This is a genomic window from Sphingomonas oligoaromativorans (genome assembly GCF_011762195.1).
Taxonomy (GTDB): domain Bacteria; phylum Pseudomonadota; class Alphaproteobacteria; order Sphingomonadales; family Sphingomonadaceae; genus Solisphingomonas; species Solisphingomonas oligoaromativorans.
Genome location: NZ_JAASQK010000009.1, coordinates 80,679 through 102,364, shown reverse-complemented (window position 1 = coordinate 102,364; position 21,686 = coordinate 80,679). Strand labels below are relative to the sequence as shown.

The 21,686-nt window shown below is 69.8% G+C and carries 19 protein-coding genes; 11 read left to right on the top strand and 8 right to left on the bottom strand.

The features are described 5' to 3' along the window. Positions 1 to 2: 2 nt before the first annotated feature. From FHS98_RS16265 to FHS98_RS16250, 4 genes are all read left to right on the top strand, one after another. Positions 3 to 923 (top strand): ABC transporter permease, encoded by a 921-nt coding sequence (locus FHS98_RS16265; RefSeq protein WP_167107555.1) that lies wholly within the window; start codon positions 3 to 5, stop codon positions 921 to 923. Beyond that, positions 920 to 1,711: an ABC transporter permease gene (locus FHS98_RS16260; RefSeq protein WP_167107552.1), complete on the top strand. Its 792-nt coding sequence runs from the start codon at positions 920 to 922 to the stop codon at positions 1,709 to 1,711. The genes FHS98_RS16265 and FHS98_RS16260 overlap by 4 nt, the downstream gene beginning before the upstream one ends. Further along, entirely contained in the window at positions 1,708 to 3,183 is a 1,476-nt protein-coding gene (gene nikE, locus FHS98_RS16255) for a nickel ABC transporter ATP-binding protein NikE (protein WP_167107549.1), read from the top strand. Before FHS98_RS16260 ends, nikE begins: the two co-directional genes overlap by 4 nt. Before the next feature lie 189 nt (positions 3,184 to 3,372). Continuing rightward, the gene (locus FHS98_RS16250; RefSeq protein WP_167107546.1) at positions 3,373 to 4,167 is read left to right on the top strand and encodes a TorF family putative porin; all 795 of its coding nucleotides are present in this window, start codon (positions 3,373 to 3,375) and stop codon (positions 4,165 to 4,167) included. A gap of 66 nt (positions 4,168 to 4,233) precedes the next feature. On the opposite strand, the gene metC is transcribed toward FHS98_RS16250, so the two are convergent. Both metC and FHS98_RS16240 read right to left on the bottom strand, forming a co-directional pair. After that, positions 4,234 to 5,418, bottom strand: coding sequence for a cystathionine beta-lyase (gene metC, locus FHS98_RS16245; RefSeq protein WP_167107543.1), 1,185 nt, complete (start codon positions 5,416 to 5,418; stop codon positions 4,234 to 4,236). Then, positions 5,415 to 6,272, bottom strand: coding sequence for a sulfurtransferase (locus tag FHS98_RS16240; RefSeq protein ID WP_167107540.1), 858 nt, complete (start codon positions 6,270 to 6,272; stop codon positions 5,415 to 5,417). The genes metC and FHS98_RS16240 overlap by 4 nt, the downstream gene beginning before the upstream one ends. Before the next feature lie 88 nt (positions 6,273 to 6,360). Here FHS98_RS16240 and queF point away from each other — a divergent pair, with 88 nt between their 5' ends. Beyond that, the gene (gene queF / locus FHS98_RS16235; protein ID WP_167107537.1) at positions 6,361 to 6,807 is read left to right on the top strand and encodes a preQ(1) synthase; all 447 of its coding nucleotides are present in this window, start codon (positions 6,361 to 6,363) and stop codon (positions 6,805 to 6,807) included. A 21-nt stretch (positions 6,808 to 6,828) separates the two neighbouring features. Here the strand turns inward: queF and FHS98_RS16230 are convergent, their stop codons facing one another. The 6 genes from FHS98_RS16230 to hflK form a co-directional block, all read right to left on the bottom strand. Beyond that, positions 6,829 to 7,818, bottom strand: a complete 990-nt coding sequence (locus FHS98_RS16230; protein WP_167107534.1) for an isopenicillin N synthase family dioxygenase — start codon at positions 7,816 to 7,818, stop codon at positions 6,829 to 6,831. A gap of 50 nt (positions 7,819 to 7,868) precedes the next feature. Further along, a complete protein-coding gene (locus FHS98_RS19110; protein ID WP_341786085.1) occupies positions 7,869 to 9,035 on the bottom strand; it encodes a diguanylate cyclase domain-containing protein in 1,167 nt (388 codons plus the stop codon). Between the two features lie 120 nt (positions 9,036 to 9,155). After that, positions 9,156 to 10,706: a helicase HerA-like domain-containing protein gene (locus tag FHS98_RS16220; RefSeq protein WP_167107531.1), complete on the bottom strand. Its 1,551-nt coding sequence runs from the start codon at positions 10,704 to 10,706 to the stop codon at positions 9,156 to 9,158. 275 nt (positions 10,707 to 10,981) lie between these two features. Next, a complete protein-coding gene (locus tag FHS98_RS16215; protein ID WP_167107528.1) occupies positions 10,982 to 12,562 on the bottom strand; it encodes a Do family serine endopeptidase in 1,581 nt (526 codons plus the stop codon). A gap of 107 nt (positions 12,563 to 12,669) precedes the next feature. Continuing rightward, a complete protein-coding gene (gene hflC, locus FHS98_RS16210; RefSeq protein ID WP_167107525.1) occupies positions 12,670 to 13,539 on the bottom strand; it encodes an SPFH domain-containing protein in 870 nt (289 codons plus the stop codon). Then, positions 13,536 to 14,648, bottom strand: coding sequence for an FtsH protease activity modulator HflK (gene hflK / locus FHS98_RS16205; RefSeq protein WP_243848070.1), 1,113 nt, complete (start codon positions 14,646 to 14,648; stop codon positions 13,536 to 13,538). The genes hflC and hflK overlap by 4 nt, the downstream gene beginning before the upstream one ends. Positions 14,649 to 14,722: 74 nt before the next feature. On the opposite strand from hflK, the gene FHS98_RS16200 reads away from it, so the two are divergent. The 6 genes from FHS98_RS16200 (at position 14,723) to tilS (ending at position 21,644) form a co-directional block, all read left to right on the top strand. Continuing rightward, positions 14,723 to 15,703: an Mrp/NBP35 family ATP-binding protein gene (locus tag FHS98_RS16200; protein WP_167107518.1), complete on the top strand. Its 981-nt coding sequence runs from the start codon at positions 14,723 to 14,725 to the stop codon at positions 15,701 to 15,703. A 41-nt stretch (positions 15,704 to 15,744) separates the two neighbouring features. Continuing rightward, on the top strand, positions 15,745 to 16,185 hold the full coding sequence (locus tag FHS98_RS16195; protein ID WP_167107514.1) for a CoA-binding protein: 441 nt from the start codon (positions 15,745 to 15,747) through the stop codon (positions 16,183 to 16,185). A gap of 81 nt (positions 16,186 to 16,266) precedes the next feature. Then, complete coding sequence (ptsP, locus tag FHS98_RS16190) at positions 16,267 to 18,555, top strand: phosphoenolpyruvate--protein phosphotransferase (protein ID WP_167107511.1); 2,289 nt, start codon at positions 16,267 to 16,269, stop codon at positions 18,553 to 18,555. A 151-nt stretch (positions 18,556 to 18,706) separates the two neighbouring features. After that, complete coding sequence (locus FHS98_RS16185) at positions 18,707 to 19,624, top strand: helix-turn-helix domain-containing protein (protein WP_167107508.1); 918 nt, start codon at positions 18,707 to 18,709, stop codon at positions 19,622 to 19,624. Between the two features lie 81 nt (positions 19,625 to 19,705). Continuing rightward, positions 19,706 to 20,674: a tetratricopeptide repeat protein gene (locus tag FHS98_RS16180; protein ID WP_243848069.1), complete on the top strand. Its 969-nt coding sequence runs from the start codon at positions 19,706 to 19,708 to the stop codon at positions 20,672 to 20,674. Beyond that, positions 20,655 to 21,644 (top strand): tRNA lysidine(34) synthetase TilS, encoded by a 990-nt coding sequence (gene tilS / locus FHS98_RS16175; RefSeq protein WP_167107505.1) that lies wholly within the window; start codon positions 20,655 to 20,657, stop codon positions 21,642 to 21,644. The genes FHS98_RS16180 and tilS overlap by 20 nt, the downstream gene beginning before the upstream one ends. Positions 21,645 to 21,686: the final 42 nt, after the last annotated feature.

The following is a 21,686-nucleotide window of genomic DNA, read 5'->3' as shown; positions in this document are numbered from 1 at the left end:
CCATGCGCGCGATCCTCGTCCGGCGATTGATGACGGCGCTGCCGACGATGGCCGCCGTCATCCTCCTTTCCTTCCTGCTGATGCGCGTCGCGCCGGGCGGGCCGTTCGACGCCGAACGCCCGCTCGACCCGGCGACCCGCGCCGCGCTCGCCCATGCCTATGGGCTCGACCGGCCGCTGATCGAGCAGCTCGGGCGCTATCTGCTCGGGCTGGCGCAGGGGGATTTCGGGCCTTCGCTGGTCTATCGCGATTTCTCGGTCGGCGATCTGGTGCGGCAGGGGCTGCCCGTCTCGCTGACCTTGGGAGGACTGGCGCTGGCCGTGGCGCTCCCGCTCGGCATCGCGGCCGGAGCCCTGGCGGCGATGCGGCCCGGTGGATGGGCCGACCGGGTGCTGATGCTCGCCGCCACCATCGCGACGCTGCTGCCGAGCTTCGTCACCGGGCCGCTGCTGGTGCTGGCCTTCGCGCTGCTGCTCGGATGGCTGCCGGTATCCGGCTGGGGCGGCGGCGATCCGCGTCATCTGCTGCTGCCCGTCATCGCGCTGGCGTTGCCGACCGCAGGGGCCATCGCCCGCCTCGCCCGCGCCGGCCTCGCCACCACGCTGGCGCAGGATCATGTCCGCACCGCCCGCGCGCGCGGCCTCTCCGAGGGGCGCATCCTGCTGCGCCATGCGCTCCGCCCGGCGCTGGTGCCGGTGGCGAGCTATGTCGGCCCGGCGGCGGCCGGGCTGCTCACCGGCGCGGTGGTGGTGGAGACGGTGTTCGCGCTGCCGGGGCTCGGCCGCTATTTCGTGCAGGGTGCGCTCAACCGGGACTATCCGCTCGTGCTGGCGGTGGTGATCCTCTACGCCGGCCTGATCCTGCTGTTCAACCTGATCGCCGACCTGCTCTATGGCTGGCTCGACCCGAGGGCCGCGGGATGAGGCCGGGCGTCCTGCCGCTCGCTATCGTCGCGGGGATCGCGCTCGCCGCCATCCTCGGCCCGCTGCTGCTGCCGTGGAGCTATGACGCGATCGACTGGAGCGCGGTGCGGGCGCCGCCGCTCTCCCCCGGTCACCTCCTCGGCACCGACGCGGTGGGCCGCGACCTGCTCGCCCGCACGCTCGCCGGCACGCGGGTGACGCTCGCCGTGGCGGGCGCGGCGGCGGGGGTGGCGCTGGCGATCGGCACGCTCTGGGGGATGATCGCCGGCTGGTGCGGCGGACGCATCGACGAGGCGATGATGCGGATCGTCGACGCGCTCTACGCGCTGCCCTTCATGTTCGTGGTGATCCTGCTGATGGTCGTGTTCGGCCGCTCGATCGTGCTGGTGTTCGCCGGCATCGGCGCCGTCGAATGGCTGACCATGGCGCGCGTCGTGCGCGGCGAGGTGCTGCGACTCAGGCACCGCCCCTTCATTCTCGCCGCCGAGGCCGCCGGCGCCGGCACGAGCGCGATCATGACGCGCCATCTGCTGCCCAACCTCGCGGGCGTCGCCATCGCCTATCTGCTGCTCACCGTGCCGCAGGTGGTGATGGTGGAGAGCTTCCTCTCCTTCTTAGGGCTAGGCGTGCAGGAACCGATGACATCGCTCGGCATCCTCGTCCATGACGGCGCCGAGGACATGGATGTCGCGGCGGCCACGCTGCTGGTGCCGGGCGCGGTGCTGGTGACGTTGCTGGTGGCGCTGACGCGCGCGGGCGAAGCGCTCCGGGATCGGCTGGCGCCATGATCTACGCGGTCGACGGGCTGATGGCGACGATCGGCGGGCAGCACATCCTGTCGGGCGTCTCCTTCTCGCTGGACGCCGGGGAATGCGTGGCGCTGGTCGGCGCCTCGGGATCGGGCAAGACGACCACCGCCTTCGCGCCCTTCGGCCTGCTCCCCGCGATGGCGGGCGGATCGGCGCGGCTGGAGGGCGAGGAGCTGATCGGCTGCTCCGGGACGACGCTGCGCGGGCTCCGCGCCCGTGCCGGCTTCGTCTTCCAGCAGCCGGCCACCGCGCTCGCCCCGCACCTCACCATCGGCGCCCAGCTCGCCGAAGCGTGGCGGCAGACGGGCGCCCCGCGCCCCACCCATGAGGAGCTGGTCGCCCTGCTCGCGGAAGTCGGGCTCGACGAGCCCGAGCGCCTGCTGGCCGCCTATCCGCATCGCCTGTCGGGCGGACAGCGCCAGCGCGCGATGATCGCCTGCGCCATCGCCCACCGCCCCGCGCTGCTGGTGGCGGACGAGCCGACCTCGGCGCTCGACGCCCCCTTGCGCGCCGGGATCATGCGGCTGTTCGACCGGCTGCGACAGACGCGCGGCCTCGCGCTGCTGCTGGTCAGCCACGATCTGCCGGCGGTCGCCGGCCATGCCACGCGCGCGCTGCTGCTCGACAATGGTCATGTCGTCGAGGCGGGAGACGCGCGCACGGTGCTCACCTATCCCGTTTCGCGGGAAGGGCGCGCGCTCGTCACGGCGATGCCCCGGCTGGACGAGCCGCTCCCCCCGCGTCCGCCGATCGGCGCGCCGCTGCTGGAGGCGCGCGGTGTGAGCGTCGATTATGCGTTGCCCGGCTGGCGGCGGCGCAGGCTGGAGGCGGTGAAGGACGCCGACCTGCGCATCGCGGAAGGCGAGGCGGTGGCGCTGGTTGGCCATTCGGGCTCGGGCAAATCGACGCTGGCCCGCGCGATCGGGCGGCTGGGGCCGCAGAGCGGCGGCAGCGTCCATTGGCGCGGCGCCGCGCTCCCGCCGCGTGCCCGGATGCGGACCGGGCATCGCCGCCTCATCCAGCCCGTCTTCCAGGATCCGGCGGCCAGCCTCGATCCGCGCTGGACGGTGGCGGAGATCGTCGCCGAACCGCTGCTGCGCCTCCGCCCCGAACTCGATGCCCGGCAACGCGCCGAAAAGGTTCGGACATTGCTCGACGAGGTGGGGCTCGCATCCGATTTCCTCGACCGCCGCCCTGCGACGCTCTCCGGCGGGCAGGCGCAGCGCGTCGCCATCGCCCGTGCTCTCGCGCCCGAACCCGAGCTGCTGCTGCTCGACGAGGCCACCTCCGCGCTCGATGTGCTGATTGCCGGGCGCATCCTCGATCTGCTGCTGCGGCTCCAGCGCACGCGTCGGCTGGCGATGCTGTTCGTCACCCATGATGCGGCGGCCGCACGCAAATTATGCCACCGCACCATCGCGATGGAAGCGGGACGCATCGTCGAACGCTGAGTTTCGGTCACAAAATTGTTGCCGCAATGCAACATCGATGAGCTTCCGCCTCCCCCATCCCCGATATCTATTGTGCGGTGCGCCAATCCTGCGCACATTCCTCCCAGCAATCGCGGAGCCCCGTCGGCGAACAGACGGGCACCGGTTGCTCGCGGGTGGAAGAGATCATCGATATCGAAAGGCCATCCGATGCGCACAGCCTTGCTCGTGTCTGCCGTTCTGGCAGGTTCCGCTTTCGTCGCCACTCCCGCGCTGGCGGATGATCCCACGGCACCGCCGTCGGCCTTCACCATCACCGGCTCGGCGGGCGTGTGGTCGCAATATCGCTTCCGCGGCATCTCGCAGTCGAACAACCGCCCTGTGTTCCAGGGCTCGGTGACCGTCGCGCACGCCTCCGGCTTCTATCTCTCGACCTGGGGGTCCAGCGCCAGCGCCGGCAACAGCACGGTCAACATCGGCGGCTCCGAGATCGACGTCTATGGCGGCTATACCCACGCGCTGGGCAGCACCGGCGTCACCTTCGACGGCGGTCTCTACGGCTATCTCTATCCGGGCGCGCCGGCCGGCAATTATTATGAAGTCTATGGCTCGCTCGCCAAGACCTACGGCCCTGCCACCGGCAAGATCGGCGTGAACATCGCCCCGAACCAGAAGGCGTTCGATTATTATTCGGGCGCCAACTACAACGTCTATGTCTATGGCGAGCTGGGCTTCTCGGTGCCGGGGACGGCGTTCAGCATCCACAGCCACCTCGGCCACACCGGCGGCGGCTTCGACTACACCAAGGACTACATCGATTATAATGTGGGCGTGAGCTACAAGTGGAAGTCGCTCACCTTCGACGTCTCGGGCGTCGGCACCAACGTGTCGCACAAGAACGCGCGCAACAACCCGTTGGTGGACCAGACCGGCACGCCCAGCGCCTTCCAGACCTATCGCGCGGCGAAGGCCGTGGTGGTCGGCTCGATCAGCGCCAGCTTCTGATCGGCCAGTTTCCGATCGGATTCCCTCGGGGTGCGGGGCTCGCGCCCGCACCCCGAAGCGGAAGCCTCAGCGCGCGGCGCGAAAACGGGCGAGGCCCGCGTCCAGATCGGCGATCAGGTCGTCGGGATGCTCCAGCCCGATATGGAGGCGCACCAGCGGGCCTTCCGCCTGCCACGTCGTCGCACTGCGCAGCATCGAGGGCTCGACCGGCAGCGCGAGGCTCTCGAAGCCGCCCCAGCTATAGCCGATGCCGAAATGCCTCAGGCCGTCGATCAGCGCGGCGCGGGCGGGCGCATCGCCGCCATCCAGCACAAAGCTGAACAGCCCCGACGAACCCTTGAAGTCGCGCTTCCAGGCGGCGTGGCCGGGGCAATCCTCGAACGCAGGATGGAGCACGCGCGCCACCTCGGGCCGCCCCTTCAGCCAGCGCGCGACGGCGAGCGCGCCCGCCTCATGCTGCCTGAGCCGCACAGCCAGCGTGCGAAGGCCGCGGCTGGCGAGATAGGCGTCGTCGGGCGAGACATGCTGGCCGAAGAGCTGCGTCATCTTGCGCAGCTTGGGATAATGCTCGGCCGTCGCCGTCACCGAGCCCATCATCGCGTCGGAATGGCCGATGACATATTTGGTGCAGGCGAGGATCGAGAGGTCCACCCCCATCGCGATCGCCGGCAGGAAGAGCGGCGTCGCCCAGGTGTTGTCGAGCAGCGTGACCAGCCCGCGCGCCTTCGCCGCCGCGACGATGGCGGGCACGTCCTGCACCTCGAAGGTGAGGCTGCCGGGGCTTTCGAGGAAGATCGCCGCCGTGTTGGGCTGGATCAGCGCGTCGATCCCGTCGCCCACCAGCGGATCGTAGAAGCGCGTCGTGATCCCCATCGGCGCCAGCACGTTGCGGCAGAAGGCGCGGGTCGGCTCATAGACGCTGTCGACCATCAGCAGGTCGTCGCCCGCCTTCAGCACAGCGAGCAGCGCGGTCGCGATCGCGGCGACGCCGGAGGGATAGAGCATCGTGCCCTCGGCACCCGGCTCCAGCTCGGTCAGCGCTTCGGAAAGCGCCCACTGGGTCGGCGTCCCGCGCCGGCCGTAATGATATTCGCCGTCGGCGTTGCGGCCCGCGCCGGATTTCAGCGCCGCGCAATCCTCGAACAGGATGGTGGAGGCACGATAGACCGGCGGATTGACGATCGGCCCGGTCCACTCGCTGCGCCGCCCGCCGGTGACGAGGCGGGTCTCCTCGCGGTCCTCGTGGCTCACGCGCCCACCCCCGTCGCCTTGGGGGTGGAAGGGTCGGCGCCCCATTCGCTCCACGATCCGTCATAGAGCGCGGTGTCGTCGCGGCCGAGCATATGCGCGGCGAAGAGCAGGCCCGCCGCCGTGATCCCCGATCCGCAGGTGAAGACCAGCGGCCGTGCCGGATCGACCCCGGAGGCCTCGAACAGCTCGGCCAGCGCATGGCCCTTCTTCCAGCGGCCGTCCGCCTCGAACAGGCGGCTATAGGGCAGGTTGATCGAGCCGGGGATATGGCCCGGCGCCACGCCCGGACGCGGATCGGCATCGGCGCCCGAGAAGCGCGGAGCGCCCCGCGCGTCGATCAGTTGCTCGGCCGGCGCATCGACCAGACGGCGGACATCGGCGAGCGCGCGGATCAGCCCGTCGTCACGATGGGCGAAGCCGGTGCGCTGGGCCGTGATGGCGGCGCCATGCCCGTCTCCCTTTTCCAGCGGCAGGCCGGCCTCGCGCCACGCCTCCGCGCCGCCGTCGAGGATGGCGAGGCGGTGCGCGCCGAACAGGCGGAACAGCCACCAGGCCCGCGCCGATGTGCGGTGGGGGCTGTCGTCGTAGAAGATGATCCGATCGTCGCGCCGCACGCCCAGCGCGGCCATCCGCTCACGGAAGCCATCGAGGCCGGGCGCCATGGTCGGGCGCGGATCGGCCCGGTCGGCCAGCGTCGCCAGATCGAGGAAGCGCGCGCCGGGGATATGCCCCGCGCGATATTCGGCCGCCGCATCACGCTCCGGCTCGAACGGCAGATAGGTGGCGTCCAGCACCACCACGCCGGGATCTTCCAGCCGCCGCGAAAGCCATTCGACCGTAACGAGATCATCCATGCGGGCACTCCTTGGACGCCCCGCATAGGCCCCGGATTCGACCTCGCCAAGCATTGCTAACGCGGGCACGCGATCCTAGGTGGGCGGCATGAGCCCCATCCATCTTGGCCAGACGAGCCCGCTGCCGCAGCGTCCCGAGGACGCCATTCTCGATTATGTGCCCAATCCGAGGACCGGCCGGCCCTATCTGGTGCGCTTCACCGCGCCCGAATTCACCTCGCTCTGCCCGGTCACCGGACAGCCCGACTTCGCGCATCTGGTGATCGACTATGCGCCGGCGGAGACGATCGTCGAATCGAAATCGCTCAAGCTGTTCCTCGGCAGCTTCCGCAACCACGCCGCCTTCCACGAGGATTGCACCGTCGGCATCGGCGAGCGGCTGTTCGACGAGATGAAGCCGATCTGGCTGCGCATCGGCGGATATTGGTATCCGCGCGGCGGTATTCCGATCGACGTGTTCTGGCAGTCCGGCCCGGTGCCCGACGGCCTGTGGCTGCCCGATCAGGGCGTGCCGACCTATCGCGGGCGGGGCTGATCCCCACCCGCTTGAGGCGCATCAGAGCAGCTTGATCTCGCGCAGGCGCTGCATGAGATAATCATGCGCGGTGATCGGCTGCGGATAGAGATCCGGGTGTTCCGCATCGACGCAGCTCGGCAGCGTCTCGATCAGATAGTCCGGCCGGAAGTGCAGGAAGAAGGGCATCGAGTAGCGCGCATGGCCGCGCCGCGCCGAGGCCGGGTTGGCGACGCGGTGCGTCGTCGAGCGCAGCCGGTTGTTGGTCAGCCGCTGGAGCATGTCGCCGACATTCACGGCCAGCTCGCCTTCCCTGGGCGTCACCGACAGCCACTGGCCGTCGCGGTCGAGGATCTCGAGGCCCGCTTCCTCGGCGCCGAGGAGGAGCGTGATGGTGTTGATATCCTCATGCGCGCCCGCGCGGATCGAGGGGCCGTCGCCCGTCACCGGCGGATAGTGCAGCAGGCGGAGCACCGAATTGCCGTCCTCCACCGTATTCTCGAAGAAATCCGGGGCGAGGCCGAGATAGCGCGCGATCGCCTCGAGCAGGCGGGCGCCGGTCGCCTCGAAGGCCGCATAGAGTTCGAGCATGACGGAGCGGAACTCGGCCAGCTCCTTCGGCCAGATGTTGGCGGCCATCACGTCGGTGTAGCGATGCCCCTCGGGCAGCTCGCGGCCGACGTGCCAGAATTCCTTGAGGTCGATCGCGGTCGCGCCCTTGGCGGTCTCGATGCCGAAGGGGGTGTAGCCGCGCGCGCCGCCGGTGCCGGGCGCATGGTAAGCGCGCTTCACATCCTCGGGCAGCGCGAACAGCGCCCTGGCGGCCGCCTCGGCGCGGGCGATCAGATCGCTCGGGATGCCATGGTCGGCGATGACGGCGAAGCCGTAACGCTCGAAGGAGGAGCCGAGCGCCTCGGCGAAGGCATCACGATCGCGGGCGAAATCGCCGAGCGAGACGGAGGCGACGGCAGCCGGCGGCACGGCGGGAGTAGCGGCCCGATCGGCGGGCGCGGATTCGATGGTGCTGGTCATGGGCGGCAAAATAGGCGCGCGAGCGCGCGAGGGGAAGCCGCGCGTATCGATCAGCGCGTCGCGGCGCGGCGTGAACCGGAGAACGCATCGGCGAGGCGCAGCCCCGGCGCCGGCGCGATCACCGCGCGGCACCGCCCGCCGCCCTTCGCCTCGTAGAGCGCGCCATCCGCCGCCGACATCAGCGTGCCAACGTCATGGCCATGATCGGGCAGCCGGGCGATGCCGATGCTCGCGCCGATCGTGCAGGAGACATTCTCGTCGAGATCGTAAGGATGGCCCGCGATCGCCGCGATCACCCGCTCGGCGCGGCCCAGCGTGCCGCCGCGATCCGCCTCGGGCACCAGCAGCACGAACTCGTCCCCGCCGATGCGCGCGGCAAGCCCGCCCTCGGGCGCCAGCGCCATCAGCCGCGCCGCCACCATGCGCAGCAGCGCATCGCCCGCGACATGGCCATGCTGGTCGTTGACGAGCTTGAAGCCATCGAGATCGACATAGAAGAAGGCCAGCGGCCCGCGCCGGTCCTCGCGATGCTGCCAGGCGGTGATGGCGCGCTCCAGCCCGGTGCGGTTGGCGAGGCCGGTGAGCTGGTCGTGCGAGGCACGGCGGTCATTCTCGCGCTCGGCCGCGAGCGTGCGGACCAGCATGGCGTTGAGCTTGTAGGCCGCGCTCCACATCGCGACGAGATAGACCGGCACCTGAAGCACGAGCAGCTTCACCAGCGGCACGCCGCACAGCGCGGCGCCCGGCACCAGCGGGCCGAAGCTCAGGAGGATCATCGCCGCCGACAGGCGCGGCGCGTAGAAATTGCGGAAGGCGATGCCGCCCGCCATCGCGGCGGACGAGATGCCGGTGAGCGCGGCGATCGTCCAGTCGCCGCTCATCATCCCCATGAAGCCGCCGAAGCCGACGCCGCAGGCCCACAGCATCGCCAGCATCAGATAGAGATCGGTGGAGGTCTCTCGGCCGGCCTGCGCGTTGCGGCGGCAGCGCGCCAGCACCGCCAGCCGGATCGCGCCCAGCGCCAGCTCGAACACCGCCCAGCCGATGAAGGCCGGCCCCGGCCGATGGATGGCGCAGACCAGCGACACCGCGATCGTGTTGAGAACGCCGCCGAGGAAGATGGTGAGCGTGCCGAACAGGCCGGCCAGCATCAGCGGCCGCACGTCCGCGGCCACGTCCCGGCCGGGATCGGCGATCCACCGGCCGAACCGGGTCACGGGCGCACTATAGGTGGCCGGTTCGGTCAACACCCCTTGCCTTGCCTCCTCGCTCCTTACCGCCGCACACCTAGCGGGGCGCGGTTAACGAGGGGCAAACAAAACGGCGGATTCCGCCCCTCAAAGATTACGCATCAACCCACCGAGCACGCCACGGACCAGTTGCCCGGCCAGCCCCCCGCCCGACGAGGAACGCCGCCCGGTGCCGAAGATCTGGCGCCCCACCTCGTTGGCGACCTGCCGCCCGATCGAGGACGAGGCCGAGCGCGCCGCCGACTGGAGCATCTTGTCGAACATCGAAGGCTGGGCCGCCGCCGTCCGGCCCTGCGCCGCCGGGGCGTCCACCGGCGCCTGGGCGGCCGCCGCCTGCGCCTTGGCGGCGAGCTTCTCGGCCGCCGATTCGCGGTTGAGCGGCGTGTCGTACTTGGCGCCGAGCGGGGAGAGCTGGCGCAGCGTCGCGCGTTCGGCCGGCGTGATCGGGCCGACGCGGCTCCTCGGCGGCTTGACGAGCGTGCGCTCCACCGGCGCGGGCGATCCATCGGGCTGGAGCAGCGAGACCAGCGCCTCGCCCACCTTCAGCTCGGTGATCGCGGTCGCGACATCGACGCCGGGATTGGCGCGGAAAGTCTCGGCCGCCGCCTTCACCGCCTTCTGATCCCTGGGCGTGAAGGCGCGCAGCGCGTGCTGCATCCGGTTGCCGAGCTGGCCCGCCACCGTGTCGGGCACGTCGATCGGATTCTGCGTGATGAAATAGACGCCGACGCCCTTGGAACGGATCAGCCGCACCACCTGCTCCACCTTGGTGAGCAGCGAGGGGGGCGCATTGTCGAACAGCAGATGCGCCTCGTCGAAGAAGAAGACGAGCTTGGGCTGATCCGGGTCGCCCACCTCGGGCAGCGCCTCGAACAGCTCGGAGAGCATCCAGAGCAGGAAGGTGGAATAGAGCTTCGGGCTCGCCATCAGCTTGTCGGCGGCGAGGATCGAGATCTGGCCCCGGCCCTTGTCGTCGGTCAGCATGAAGTCGTGGATGTCGAGCGCGGGCTCGCCGAAGAAATGCTCGCCGCCCTGCGAACGGAGCTGGAGCAGCGCGCGCTGGATCGCGCCGACGCTCGCCTTCGAGACATTGCCGTAGGTCGTCGCCAGCTCGTCCGCCCGGTTGGCGATCTCGCCCAGCATCGCGCCGAGATCGTCGAGATCGAGCAGCAGCAGCCCCTCCTTGTCGGCGAGCGTGAAGGCGACGGTCAGCACGCCTTCCTGCACCTCGTTGAGATCGAGGAGCTGGGAGAGGAGGAGCGGTCCCATCTCGGAAACTGTGGTACGGATCGGGTGACCCTGCTCGCCGAGCAGATCCCAGAAGATCGCGGGATTGTCCGAATAGCTCCAGTCGCCCTCGCCGATCTCCCTGGCGCGGGCGGCGAAGGCGTCATGCGTCTTGGCGGTGGGCGATCCCGCCATGGCGATGCCGGAAAGGTCGCCCTTCACGTCGGCGAGAAACACCGGCACGCCGGCGCGGGAGAAATCCTCCGCGATGCCCTGCAACGTCACCGTCTTGCCCGTGCCCGTCGCGCCCGCGATGAGGCCGTGGCGATTGGCGCGTTTCATCACCAGCGTCTGCCGCTGGCCGTCCGCGCTCGCGCCGATGAAGATGCCGTCTTGTTGACCGACATTCATTTGAGTTTACCTTTGGCAAGCGCTCGGAGCGCGAATCACGCTGTTCATCTTTTAAAGGAGTACAGTAATGCGTCGGAAGTTAACTGTCTTGACTGTCGCCTTCCTTCAATTCGCTTCCGCTTCAGCATTTTCGCCGGCGATGGCAGGTCTCTTTTGCCCGAAAACCCAGGGGTGTCAGATCATTATCAACACATGCGTGTGCATGACCTAATCCCCACAGAGCAAAATTATGAAGAGGCTGAACCATCGAAGTTCAGCCTCTTTTTATTCTGAGCTTAGTGCTGGTTCGCCTGGTCCAGCTTCACCCCCAGGTAGAGCGGCGGCTGCTGGCCCCGTTGCACCTGAAGCAATGCCGTGTTCCGGCCGGATTTCTTGGCCTCGGCCAAAATCTGCGCGACCGCCGCGACGGTCGTCACCGGCTGCTGGTTGATCGAGAGGATGACATCGCCCCGCTTGAGGCCGTTCGCGGCCGCGTCGCTCGACGAATCGACCGAAGCGATCACCACGCCACGCGTCGAGGCGGGCACGCCGAGCTGCTCCGCGATACGCGGCGTCAGCGCCTGAAGATTGAGGCCCAGCGCCGAACGCGTCGCCTTGCTCTGCGCGGCGGCGGTGTCGTTGTCATCGCCGTCGTCGCTGCCATTGTCGCCGCCGAGCGTGCCGGCGAGCTGATCCTCGGGCGGACGCTCGCCCACCACCACCGTCACCGTGATATGCTGGCCCCGGCGGATCAGTTCGATCGGCGCGCGCGCGCCGATCGGCAGGTTGGCGACGAGGAAGGACAGCGAATCGTCCGGCGTCACATCCTTGCCGTTGACCTTCACGATCACGTCGCCCTGCTGGATGCCGGCGCGCGCGGCCGCATAGCCGGGCTCGACCCTGCGGATGATTTCGCCGTGATTCTTGGGCAGGCCGAGCGCGGACGCCATGGCGTCGTCCACCGGCTGGATCAGAACGCCGAGATAGCCGCGCTTCACGCGACCGCCCTTCATCAGCACCTCGACCACCGGCTTGGCCTGCTCCGCCGGGATCGCGAAGCCGATGCCGACATTGCCGCCCGAGGGCGAATAGATGGCGGTGTTGATGCCCACCACATTGCCCGCCATGTCGAACATCGGGCCGCCCGAGTTGCCCGAATTGATCGCCGCGTCCGTCTGGATATAGCGGTCATAGGGGCCGCCGCCGATCGAGCGGTGGATCGCCGAGACGATGCCCGCCGTCACCGTGCCGCCGAGCGCGAAGGGCTCGCCGATCGCGATCACCCAGTCGCCGACGCGGGTGCGCGTCGAATCGCCGAACTGCACGAAGGGCAGCGGCTTGGGCGCCTGGATCTTCAGCACGGCGAGATCGGCCGCCTGATCGCGGCCGATGATCTTCGCCTTGTATTCCGTATGATCCTGAAGCGTGACCGTGATGGATTCGAGCGTCGCGCCCTTGGATTCGTTCGGGTCGCCGCCGGTGATGACGTGGTTGTTGGTGACGATATAGCCGTCCGCCGAGATGATGAAGCCCGAGCCGAGCGACGTCGCCTCGCGCGTCTGCGGCGTCGTGTTGCCGCTGTTGCTGTTGTCGTCATTGTCGCCGCCGCCGAACTGGCGGAACAGGTCGTCGAAGGGGGTGCCGGCGAACGGGTTCTGCTGACGCGGCACCTTCACGCGCTGGGTGGTGGAGATGTTCACCACCGCCGGCGAGAGGCGCTCGGCGAGATCGGCGAAGCTCGCCGGTCCGCCCATCGGGCCGTGCGAGGCCGAACCGGCATTCTGGGCGACCTGCGCGCCCACCGGCTGCTGCATGGTAAGCGTGGCGGCAGCACCGCCCGCGAGCAGCGCGGCAGTGATGGCATAGGCATAACGCACGATCGATGGCCTCCCCAGAGGATGGTCGGAAAGTCAGCCCGTCACCGACGGGAGCCGCGAGGCTGCGGCCCCCTTCGTGAACAAGATTTGAACGGGCGATGGCGGCACTATTTCCCTTTGGCTCCGAATTGCCGGAAATATTCACTGTTGGGCGAGATCACCATCTGCGTGGAGCCCTCGGTCGGCCGATCGACCCCGAAGGTGGCGCGATAGGACTGCATCGCCCGATAGAAATCGTAGAAGGCCGGGTCTTGATTGAACGCGTCGGCATAGATGCGCGACGCATCGGCATCGGCCTGCGCGCGGATGATGGTGGCCTGCTTGAGGCCCTCGGCGCGGATCGTCATCGCCTGCTGCTGGCGCGCGCTCTTCATGCGCTCATAGGCGCTTTCGAGCGGGGTGCCGTCGGGCAGCTCGGCGCGCTTGATGCGGACATCGACGATCTCGGCGCCATATTGGCGGGCGACGCGATCGAGCGCGGTCTTGATGTTGGCCATCGCCACGTCGCGCTCGGGCGTCAGCAGCGCGGCGAAGGGCCGGCGGCCGAGCTCGTTGCGCAGCGCGGAGCCGAGGATCGGCTTCAGCGCCTCGGTGACGCGCCGCTCGTCGCCGCGCGCCGTCAGATACATCTGGAGCGGGTTGACGATGCGATAGCGCGCGAAGGCGTCGACCTGGAGGCGGAGCTGGTCGGTGGAGAGCACCGGCTGACTCGCCATGTCGAGATTCTGCACGCGCTTGTCGATGAGGAACACCTCCTCGATCCCCGGGATGCGCGCGACGAGGCCGGCGCCGGTGCCGCCGAAATGCTCGCCGGGCGCATAGGCATTGACCACCCGGTCCGGCTTGCCGAGGCGGACGATCAGCGCCTGCTCGGTCTCGGGCACGACGGTGAACACCGCGGCGCAGGCCAGCACCACGACGATCAGGCCGATCGCCCAGCCGATCGGGCTGCGCAGGATGCGGTTCGCCACCGTCACTGGCCGCCCCCCTGCTGCGCCTGCTGCTGGTTGGCCGCACGATGCGGCGGGAAGCCGGGCAGCGGCAGATAGGTGTTGGCGCCGGGCGTATCCACGATCACCTTGTCGGTCTTGCCCAGCACGGCCTCCATCGTCTCGTAATACATGCGCTTCTTGGTCACTTCGGGGGCCATCTTGTAGGCGTCGTAGACCTTGTCGAAGGCCTGTGCCTGCGCCTGCGCGCCGGCCATCACCTGCTCGGCGTCGCGGCGCGCATTGTTGATCGCGGCCTGCGCGTCCTGCTGGGCGGCGGAGACGTCCTTGAAGGCGTCGTTGACGGCCTGCGGCGGATCGGCCTGGCGGATCGCCACGCCCTGCACCACCACGCCCGAGCGATAGCGGTCGAGCAGCGCCTGCATCCGCGTCGCCACGCGCGCCTCGATCTCGGAGCGCATCGGGCCGATCGCCTGATCGAGCGTCACGCGCGACATCTCCTCGCGCATCGCGCTCTCAGCGACCTCGCGGATCGTGTCCTCGGGCTCGGCCAGCTCGAAGAGGTAGAGTTCGGGATCGCGGATCGACCAGCGCACCGAATAGGCAAGATCGAGGATGTTCTGGTCGCCGGTCAGCACAAGGTTCTGGCCGCCGGAGGCCGGCACGTCGAAATTCTGGATCTGGTCGACATTGACGCGCGTCACGACGTCGATCGGCGCGGGCAGGGTCATGCCGATGCCGGGTTTCAAGGTGCCCGCATAGGCGCCGAAGCGGGTGATGACGCCGCGTTCCTGCGGATCGATGCGGTGCATCGAGGTGGTGCCGAGCCACAGCAGCACGAACACCGCCAGCGCATAGCCCCACAGCGACCGCCCGCCGCCCGAGGGCAGCCCGCCCCCGAACCGGCCGCGCAGCCGGCTGACCAGATCCTCCAGCGAGGGTTGCGACGCGCCGCGCGGGGCGCGGGGCTTTCGGGGCGGCTGGGTCCACGGATTGCGCGGACCATCGCCCCCGCCCGGCCCGGAACCTTTGCCACCGCCAGAGCCATCGCCCTCGCCGCGCCCGCCCCAGGGGCCATTCTCGCTCAGCACCGCCTGGGGGGTATCGCGGTCGACCCGCCCGATTTCGTCGATCATGGGGGTCATTATAGGGGGCGAAACGCGGAAAAATAGTGCCATCGGGGAGGACGGGGCCTATGCGCTCGGCCATCATGACCGACACCCCCTCCCTCGCCGCCGCGCTCGCCGCCCAGCTTCCCCATGCCGAAGGCCGTATCGCCCCGCCGCGCCTCGCCGCGGACGGCACCGTCAGCGTCATCCTCGACGTCACCGGACTCGACGAGATGGGCCGCGGCATCCTGGAGAATGACGTGCGCCGCGTGCTCGGCGGGATCGAGGGCGTGCGCGAGGTCCGCGTCGTGCAGACCGCCGAGAAGCATGAGCGCCGCCTGATCGCGGTCGGCTCGGGCAAGGGCGGCGTCGGCAAGTCGACGCTGTCGGCCAACCTCGCGATCGCGCTCAAGCGGCTCGGGCTGAAGGCCGGCCTCGTCGACGCCGACATCTACGGCCCCTCGCAGCCGCGCCTGATGGCGGCCGAGGGCGAGCGGCCCACCGCCGAATCGAAGCAACTCAATCCGATCGAGACGAAGTGGGGCGTGCCGATGCTGTCGATGGGGCAGCTCGTCGGGCCGGACAAGGCGCTGGCGTGGCGCGGGCCGATGGCCTCGGGCGCGCTCGGCCAGCTTGTCGACGCGCGCTGGGGCGAGACGGACACGCTGGTCGTCGACCTGCCGCCCGGCACCGGCGACGTCCAGCTCTCGATGATCCAGAAGCACCGCCCGACCGGCGCCGTGATCGTCTCGACCCCGCAGGATCTGGCCCTGATCGACGCCACCCGCGCGATCGACCTGTTCAACACCGCCGGCATCCCGATTCTGGGCCTTGTCGAGAACATGTCCGGCTATGCCTGCCCGCATTGCGGCGAGGTCTCCGATCCGTTCGGGCAGGGCGGTGCGGAGGCGGCGGCCGAGCGGCTGGGCATCCCCTTCCTCGGCCGCGTGCCGCTCGACATCGCGATCCGCCTCGCCTCCGACGCGGGCGAGCCCCCGGCGGCGGGCGACGGCGACACGGCCGCCCCCTTCCTGCGCATCGCGGAGCAATTGGTCGAGGCATTGAACAAAAGGCAGCGCTGACTCATTTCGGTGAGTGAACAGCCCGCCCCGGAGGGACGATCATGCCGCTCACCGAAGACGACGACATCGCCGAACTGCTCCAGTCGACGCGCACCATCGCGCTGGTGGGCGCGTCCGACCGGCCGAGCCGGCCGAGCAACGGCGTGATGCGCACGCTCCAGATGCACGGCTACCGGGTGTTCCCGGTCAATCCGCAGATCACCGGCGAGCATCTCCATGGCGAGTTCGTCTGGCGCGAGCTGGCGCAGATCGGCGAGCCGATCGACCTCGTCGACATCTTCCGCAATTCGGAGAAGGCCGGCGAGGCGGTGGACGAGGCGATCGCCGTCGGGGCCAAGGCGGTGTGGATGCAGCTCGGCGTGATCGACAAGGCCGCCGCCGCCCGCGCCGAGGCGGCCGGGCTCAAGGTGGTGATGGACCGCTGCCCGGCGATCGAGATCCCCCGCCTCGGCCTCTCCCGCATCGAGCCGCCCGCCACCTGACGGGCGCGGCAAGCCGGGCTTCGTCACGATGGAGGCGAACGGTGCTTGGTCTCGGCCGGTTTGACTGTTAGCCGTAACGTCATGCCTGTTCCGCCCCCTACCGCCGCCGCCACCGCCGCCCGAGTGATCCTGACGCGGCTGCACGACGTGATGGCCGGACGGACCAACGCGCAGGCCAAGCTCAACAATGTCGTCCAGATCATCGGCGAGGCGCTGACCAGCGAGGTCTGCTCGGTCTATCTGCTGCGCGACGGCGTGCTGGAGCTGTTCGCGACGCGCGGCCTGTCGCAGGAGGCGGTCCACGTCACCAAGCTGGCGCTGGGCGAAGGCCTCGTCGGCACGATCGCCAAGAATGTCGAGACGCTCAACCTCGACGAGGCGGCCGCCCACCCCGAATTCGCCTACAAGCCCGAGACGGGCGAGGACATCTACCACAGCTTCGCCGGCGTCCCGATCGTGCGGCGCGAGCGGGCGGTGGGCGTGCTCTGCGTCCAGCACGAGGCGCCGCGCCGCTATGACGATGTCGAGATCGAGGCGCTCCAGACGGTCGCCATGGTGCTGGCCGAGCTGATCGCGGCGGCCGGCCTCGTCGACGAGAGCGTGGGCGGCGGCGTCACCGCGCGCGACATGGGGCCGGCGCAGCTTTCGGGCCTCAAGCTGGTCGACGGCATGGCGCGCGGCCACGCCGTGTTCCACCAGCCGCATGTGGTGATCGAGCACACCGTCGCCGAGGATGTCGAGATCGAGCGGCAGCGCGTCTATTCCGCCTTCCGCCAGATGCGCGAGCAGATCGACCGGATGACCAGCCAGGCCGAGTTCGGTACGGCCGGCGAGCATCAGGACGTGCTCGCGACCTACAAGATGTTCGCCTATGACGAAGGCTGGAGCCGGCGCATCAACGATGCGATCAGCTCGGGCCTCACCGCCGAGGCGGCGATCGAGCGCGTGCAGCAGCGCACCCGGATGCGGATGCGCGAGATCGACGATCCGCTGCTGCGCGACCGGATGCACGATCTGGAGGATCTCTCCAATCGCCTGCTGCGCATCGTGGCGGGGCAGCTCGGCACCGCCGCCCAGCTCGGCCTCCGGCAGGATTCGATCCTGATCGCGCGCAACCTCGGGCCGGCGGAACTGCTCGAATATGATCGCCGGCGCCTGAAGGGCGTGGTGCTGGAGGAGGGCTCGCTCACCGCCCACGTCACCATCGTGGCGCGCGCGATGGGCATTCCCGTGCTCGGCCGCGTCCGCGACGTGCGGCATCTGGTGGCCGAGGGCGACCTGCTGCTCCTCGACGCGACCCAGCCGCTGCTCGTCGCCCGCCCCTCCTCGCCGATGGAGGAGGTGTTCGAGGCCAAGCTCTCCGTCACCCAGCGCCGCCGCGCCGAATTCGCTGCGATGCGCGACCTGCCGGCGCTGACCCAGGACGGGGTGCGCGTCGAGCTGATGGTCAATGCCGGCCTGCGCGACGACGCGGCCGCGCTGGATGTGACCGGCGCGGACGGCATCGGCCTGTTCCGCACGGAGTTCCAGTTCCTCGTCTCCGCGACGCTGCCGCAGCGCGAGCGCCAGCAGCGGCTCTACAGGGACGTGATGGATTCCGCCGGCGATCGCCCGGTGATCTTCCGCACCGTCGACATCGGCGGCGACAAGGCGCTCCCCTACATGAAGGTGGACGGCGCCGAGGGCGAGGAGAACCCGGCGATGGGCTGGCGCGCGCTGCGCCTCGCGCTCGAGCGCGACGCGCTGATGAAGGCGCAGGCCCGCGCGCTGCTGGAAGCCGCCGCCGGGCGCACGCTGCATGTGATGTTCCCGATGGTCTCCGAGCCATGGGAATATGAGGAGGCGCGCGACCTGTTCGAGCGGCAGCGCGAATGGCTCGCCGGGCGCGGGCGGATGGGGCCGACGGCGGTCCGCTACGGCGCGATGCTGGAAGTGCCGGCGCTGGCCGAGATGCTCGACCAGTTGCTGCCCCGGCTCGATTTCCTGTCGATCGGCACCAACGACCTCACCCAGTTCCTGTTCGCCGCCGATCGCGGCAATCCCAAGCTGGCCGAGCGGTACGACTGGCTGTCCCCCGCCATCCTGCGCTTCCTCAGCCGGGTGACGCGCGCCTGCCGCGAGGCGGGCGTGCCCGTCGGCGTGTGCGGCGAGATGGGCGGACGGCCGCTGGAGGCGATGGCGATCCTCGGCCTCGGCATCAATCGGCTGTCGATCACGCCGGCCGCCGTCGGCCCGGTGAAAGCGATGATCCGCTCGCTCGATCTCGTCGCCCTGCGCGAGGCGATGCCGGCCTGGCTGGCCGAGGCGCCGCGCGATCTGCGCGCCCGGATGGAGAGCTGGGCCGACGAACGCCGCGTCGCCATTCTCTGACGATCCGCCCGTTTTCGGGGAACGGAACGACCGGGCGGATCGTATCCACAAAAATGCTGCACGCAGCCATTTGACTTTGCCACGCCAGTGTTGCGAAAACGCGCCAGTAGTGGGGCGTGGCGAAGTGCGCCGGGCTCGGCGGGGAGACGGAATGGACGAGATGGGCGAGCGGGCGGCGGACGGCCCGACGACGGTAGGCGCGCGGCTGCGTGCCGCGCGCGAGGCGCGTGGACAGTCGCTTGATGAAATCGGCAAGCAGACCCGCGTGCCGGTGCGCCACCTGGTGCAGATCGAGGATGGCCGGCTCGAGGGGCTGCCGGCCGCCCCGTACAGCGCCGGATTCGTCAAGGCCTATGCGCGCGCCGTCGATCTCGATCCGGTGCTGCTCAGCCAGGATTTCCGCAGCGAGCTCGCGCAGGTGTCGCACGATACGCCGCGCGTCGCTTACGAGCCCTATGAGCCGGCCGATCCGGTCCGCCTGCCGCCGCGCCTGCTCGCGGTCGTCGCGCTGGTGATCGCGGTGGTGCTGGCCGCGGGCTACGGCATCTGGCGCAGCGGCATGATGACGGGCGAGGGCGCCAATGCCCGCGCCGAGCTGGCCGCCAACGGCGACGAGGCCAACCAGACCGCCATGGCTGCCCCCGCCACGGCCACGGCCAGCTCGGCGCCGCAACCGGCCGCGCAGCCTCCGGCGGCGCCCACGGGTGGCCCGGTCCAGCTCGTCGCCGTGCAGCCGACCTGGGTGAAGATCTCCGAACGCAACGGGCCGACGCTGTTCATGGGCGTGCTCGACAAGGGCCAGACCTATGACGTGCCCGCCACCGCCGTCGATCCGGTGATCCGCACCGGCCGGCCCGAGGGGCTGACCGTCACCGTCGGCGGCAAGCCGGTCGCGCCGCTCGGCAAGCCCGCGCACACCATCTCCAACGTCAGCCTCAAGGCCGCCGCGCTGGTGGCGGGCGGGGCCGCTTCGGCGCCCGCCGCCGGACAGCCGGCCGCGACCGCGCCGCAGGCGCCGGGTGCGCCCGCCATGCCATCGGCTTTCCGCGACGGCACGCAGGGGGACTGATCTTTCTTTCGCATCTCCCGGCGCTTCATCGTGGCGACAGCCCCGTTTCGCGATAGAAGGGCCGGACCACTTCACGGGATCATGCCCATGCGCCTGGCGATCATCGCCCTTCTTCTGGCCGGCACCGCCGCGCCGGCCCTCGCCCAGTCCGACAGCCTTCCGACCCGCGTCGACAAGCTCGAAAAGGAAATGCACGCGGTTCAGCGCAAGGTCTTTCCGGGCGGCAATCCGCAATATTTCGAGCCGCAGATCGCGCCGCCCACCGCCGCGCCCACCGATGCGGGATCGCCGGCGGGATCGGCGATCAGCGATCTCACCAACCGCGTCTCCGCGCTGGAGCAGCAGGTCCAGCAGCTCACCAACCAGGTCGAGGAGGGCGGTCATCGGCTGACCGTGCTCGAGCAGCAATATGCCAAGATGAAGGGCGATACCGACTATCGCCTGAACGCGCTCGAACAGGGCGGCGCCGGCGCACCGGCGCCGAACGGCGGGCCGCAGCCTATCGGCCAGGCCGCCAATCAGCCGGCCCCGCCCTTCGGCCCCGCCGGCCGCAAGCCCGTCACCGGCAAGCCCGCCCCCGCGCCCGCCATGGCGGACGAGACCGGCGGCGGCGCGGCGCCGGCGGGCGACGCGATGCCCACCATCGCCAAGACCGGCGATCCCGCCGAGGACAGCTATATGCTGGGCTACACGCTCTGGTCGCAGAAGCGCTATGCCGATGCCGAGAAGCAGCTCGCGCAGGTCGTCAGCAAATATCCCAAGCACAAGCGGGCGAGCTATGCGCAGAACCTGATCGGCCGCGCCTATCTCGACGACGGCCAGCTCGCCGACGCCGCCAAGGCGTTCTACGCGAGCTACAAGCAGTTCCCGCGCGGCGAGCGGGCGCCGGACAGCCTCTATTATCTGGGCGTCACGCTCACCAAGCTGAAGAAGAACAGCGACGCCTGCCAGGCCTATGGCGAGTTCCAGGACGTCTATGGCGCGAGCGCCAACGCGACGCTCAAGGCCAAGGTCGCGCAGGGCCGCATCGATGCCAAGTGCGGGGCCTGAGCCCGAAGTCCGCGAACGGTTCACCGCCGATCATGACGGGCTGCTGGAGCTAGCCGGCCTGCCCGTCACCGCGCCGATCGGCGTGGCTCTGTCGGGCGGGCCGGACAGCGTCGCGCTGCTCCTTCTCGCGGCGAAAGTCGGCGCGGGGCCGGTGAAGGCGATGACCGTCGACCATGGGCTGCGCCCCGAGGCGGCAGCCGAAGCGGCGGCGGCGGGTGCGGTCGCGGCCGCGCTCGGCGTGCCGCATCGGATCGTACGGGTCACGGTCGCGCCTGCCGGCGAAGGCGTGCAGGGCGAGGCCCGCCGCGCCCGCTATGCCGCGCTCCACCAGTGGGCGCGCGAGGAGGGCCTCGCCGCCATCCTCACCGCGCATCATGCCGACGATCAGGCCGAAACGCTGCTGATGCGCCTCGCGCGCGGGGCGGGCCTGTCGGGCCTTGCGGGCATCCGCCCCATCCGCCCTATCGACGAGGCCGATCCAGACGGCCCCAAGCTGCTCCGCCCGCTGCTCGGCTGGCGCAAGGCCGAGCTGGAGGCGATCGTCGCCGCCGCCGGGATCGAGCCCGCGCGCGACCCCTCCAATCATGACGCCCGATTCGGCCGCACCGCCGCCCGTGCCCTGCTCGCGACGACGCCATGGCTCGACCCGCTGCGAGTCGCGGCCTCCGCCAACCACCTGCGCGACGCCGAAGAGGCCCTTGATACGCTGGCAAAGCGATTTTTCGCTCAATCCTGCCGGACGGAAGGCAGCGACGCCCTCCTCTCCCCCGGCGATGCCCCCCGCGACATCCTCCGCCGTGCCCTTATCTTGCTGTTCTCACGTCATTTTCAGGCCTCGCCTGACGGCCCCGGCCTCGCCCGCCTGATGGCCACGCTCAGTGCCGGCGGCACCGCCACGCTGGCCGACGTCATGGCGACCGGGGGCGTAACATGGCGTTTCCGCCCCGCTCCGCCGCGCCGATCAGCCTGATCGATCTTGTTCCATTGCCATTAACCCGCCTCCACCTACATA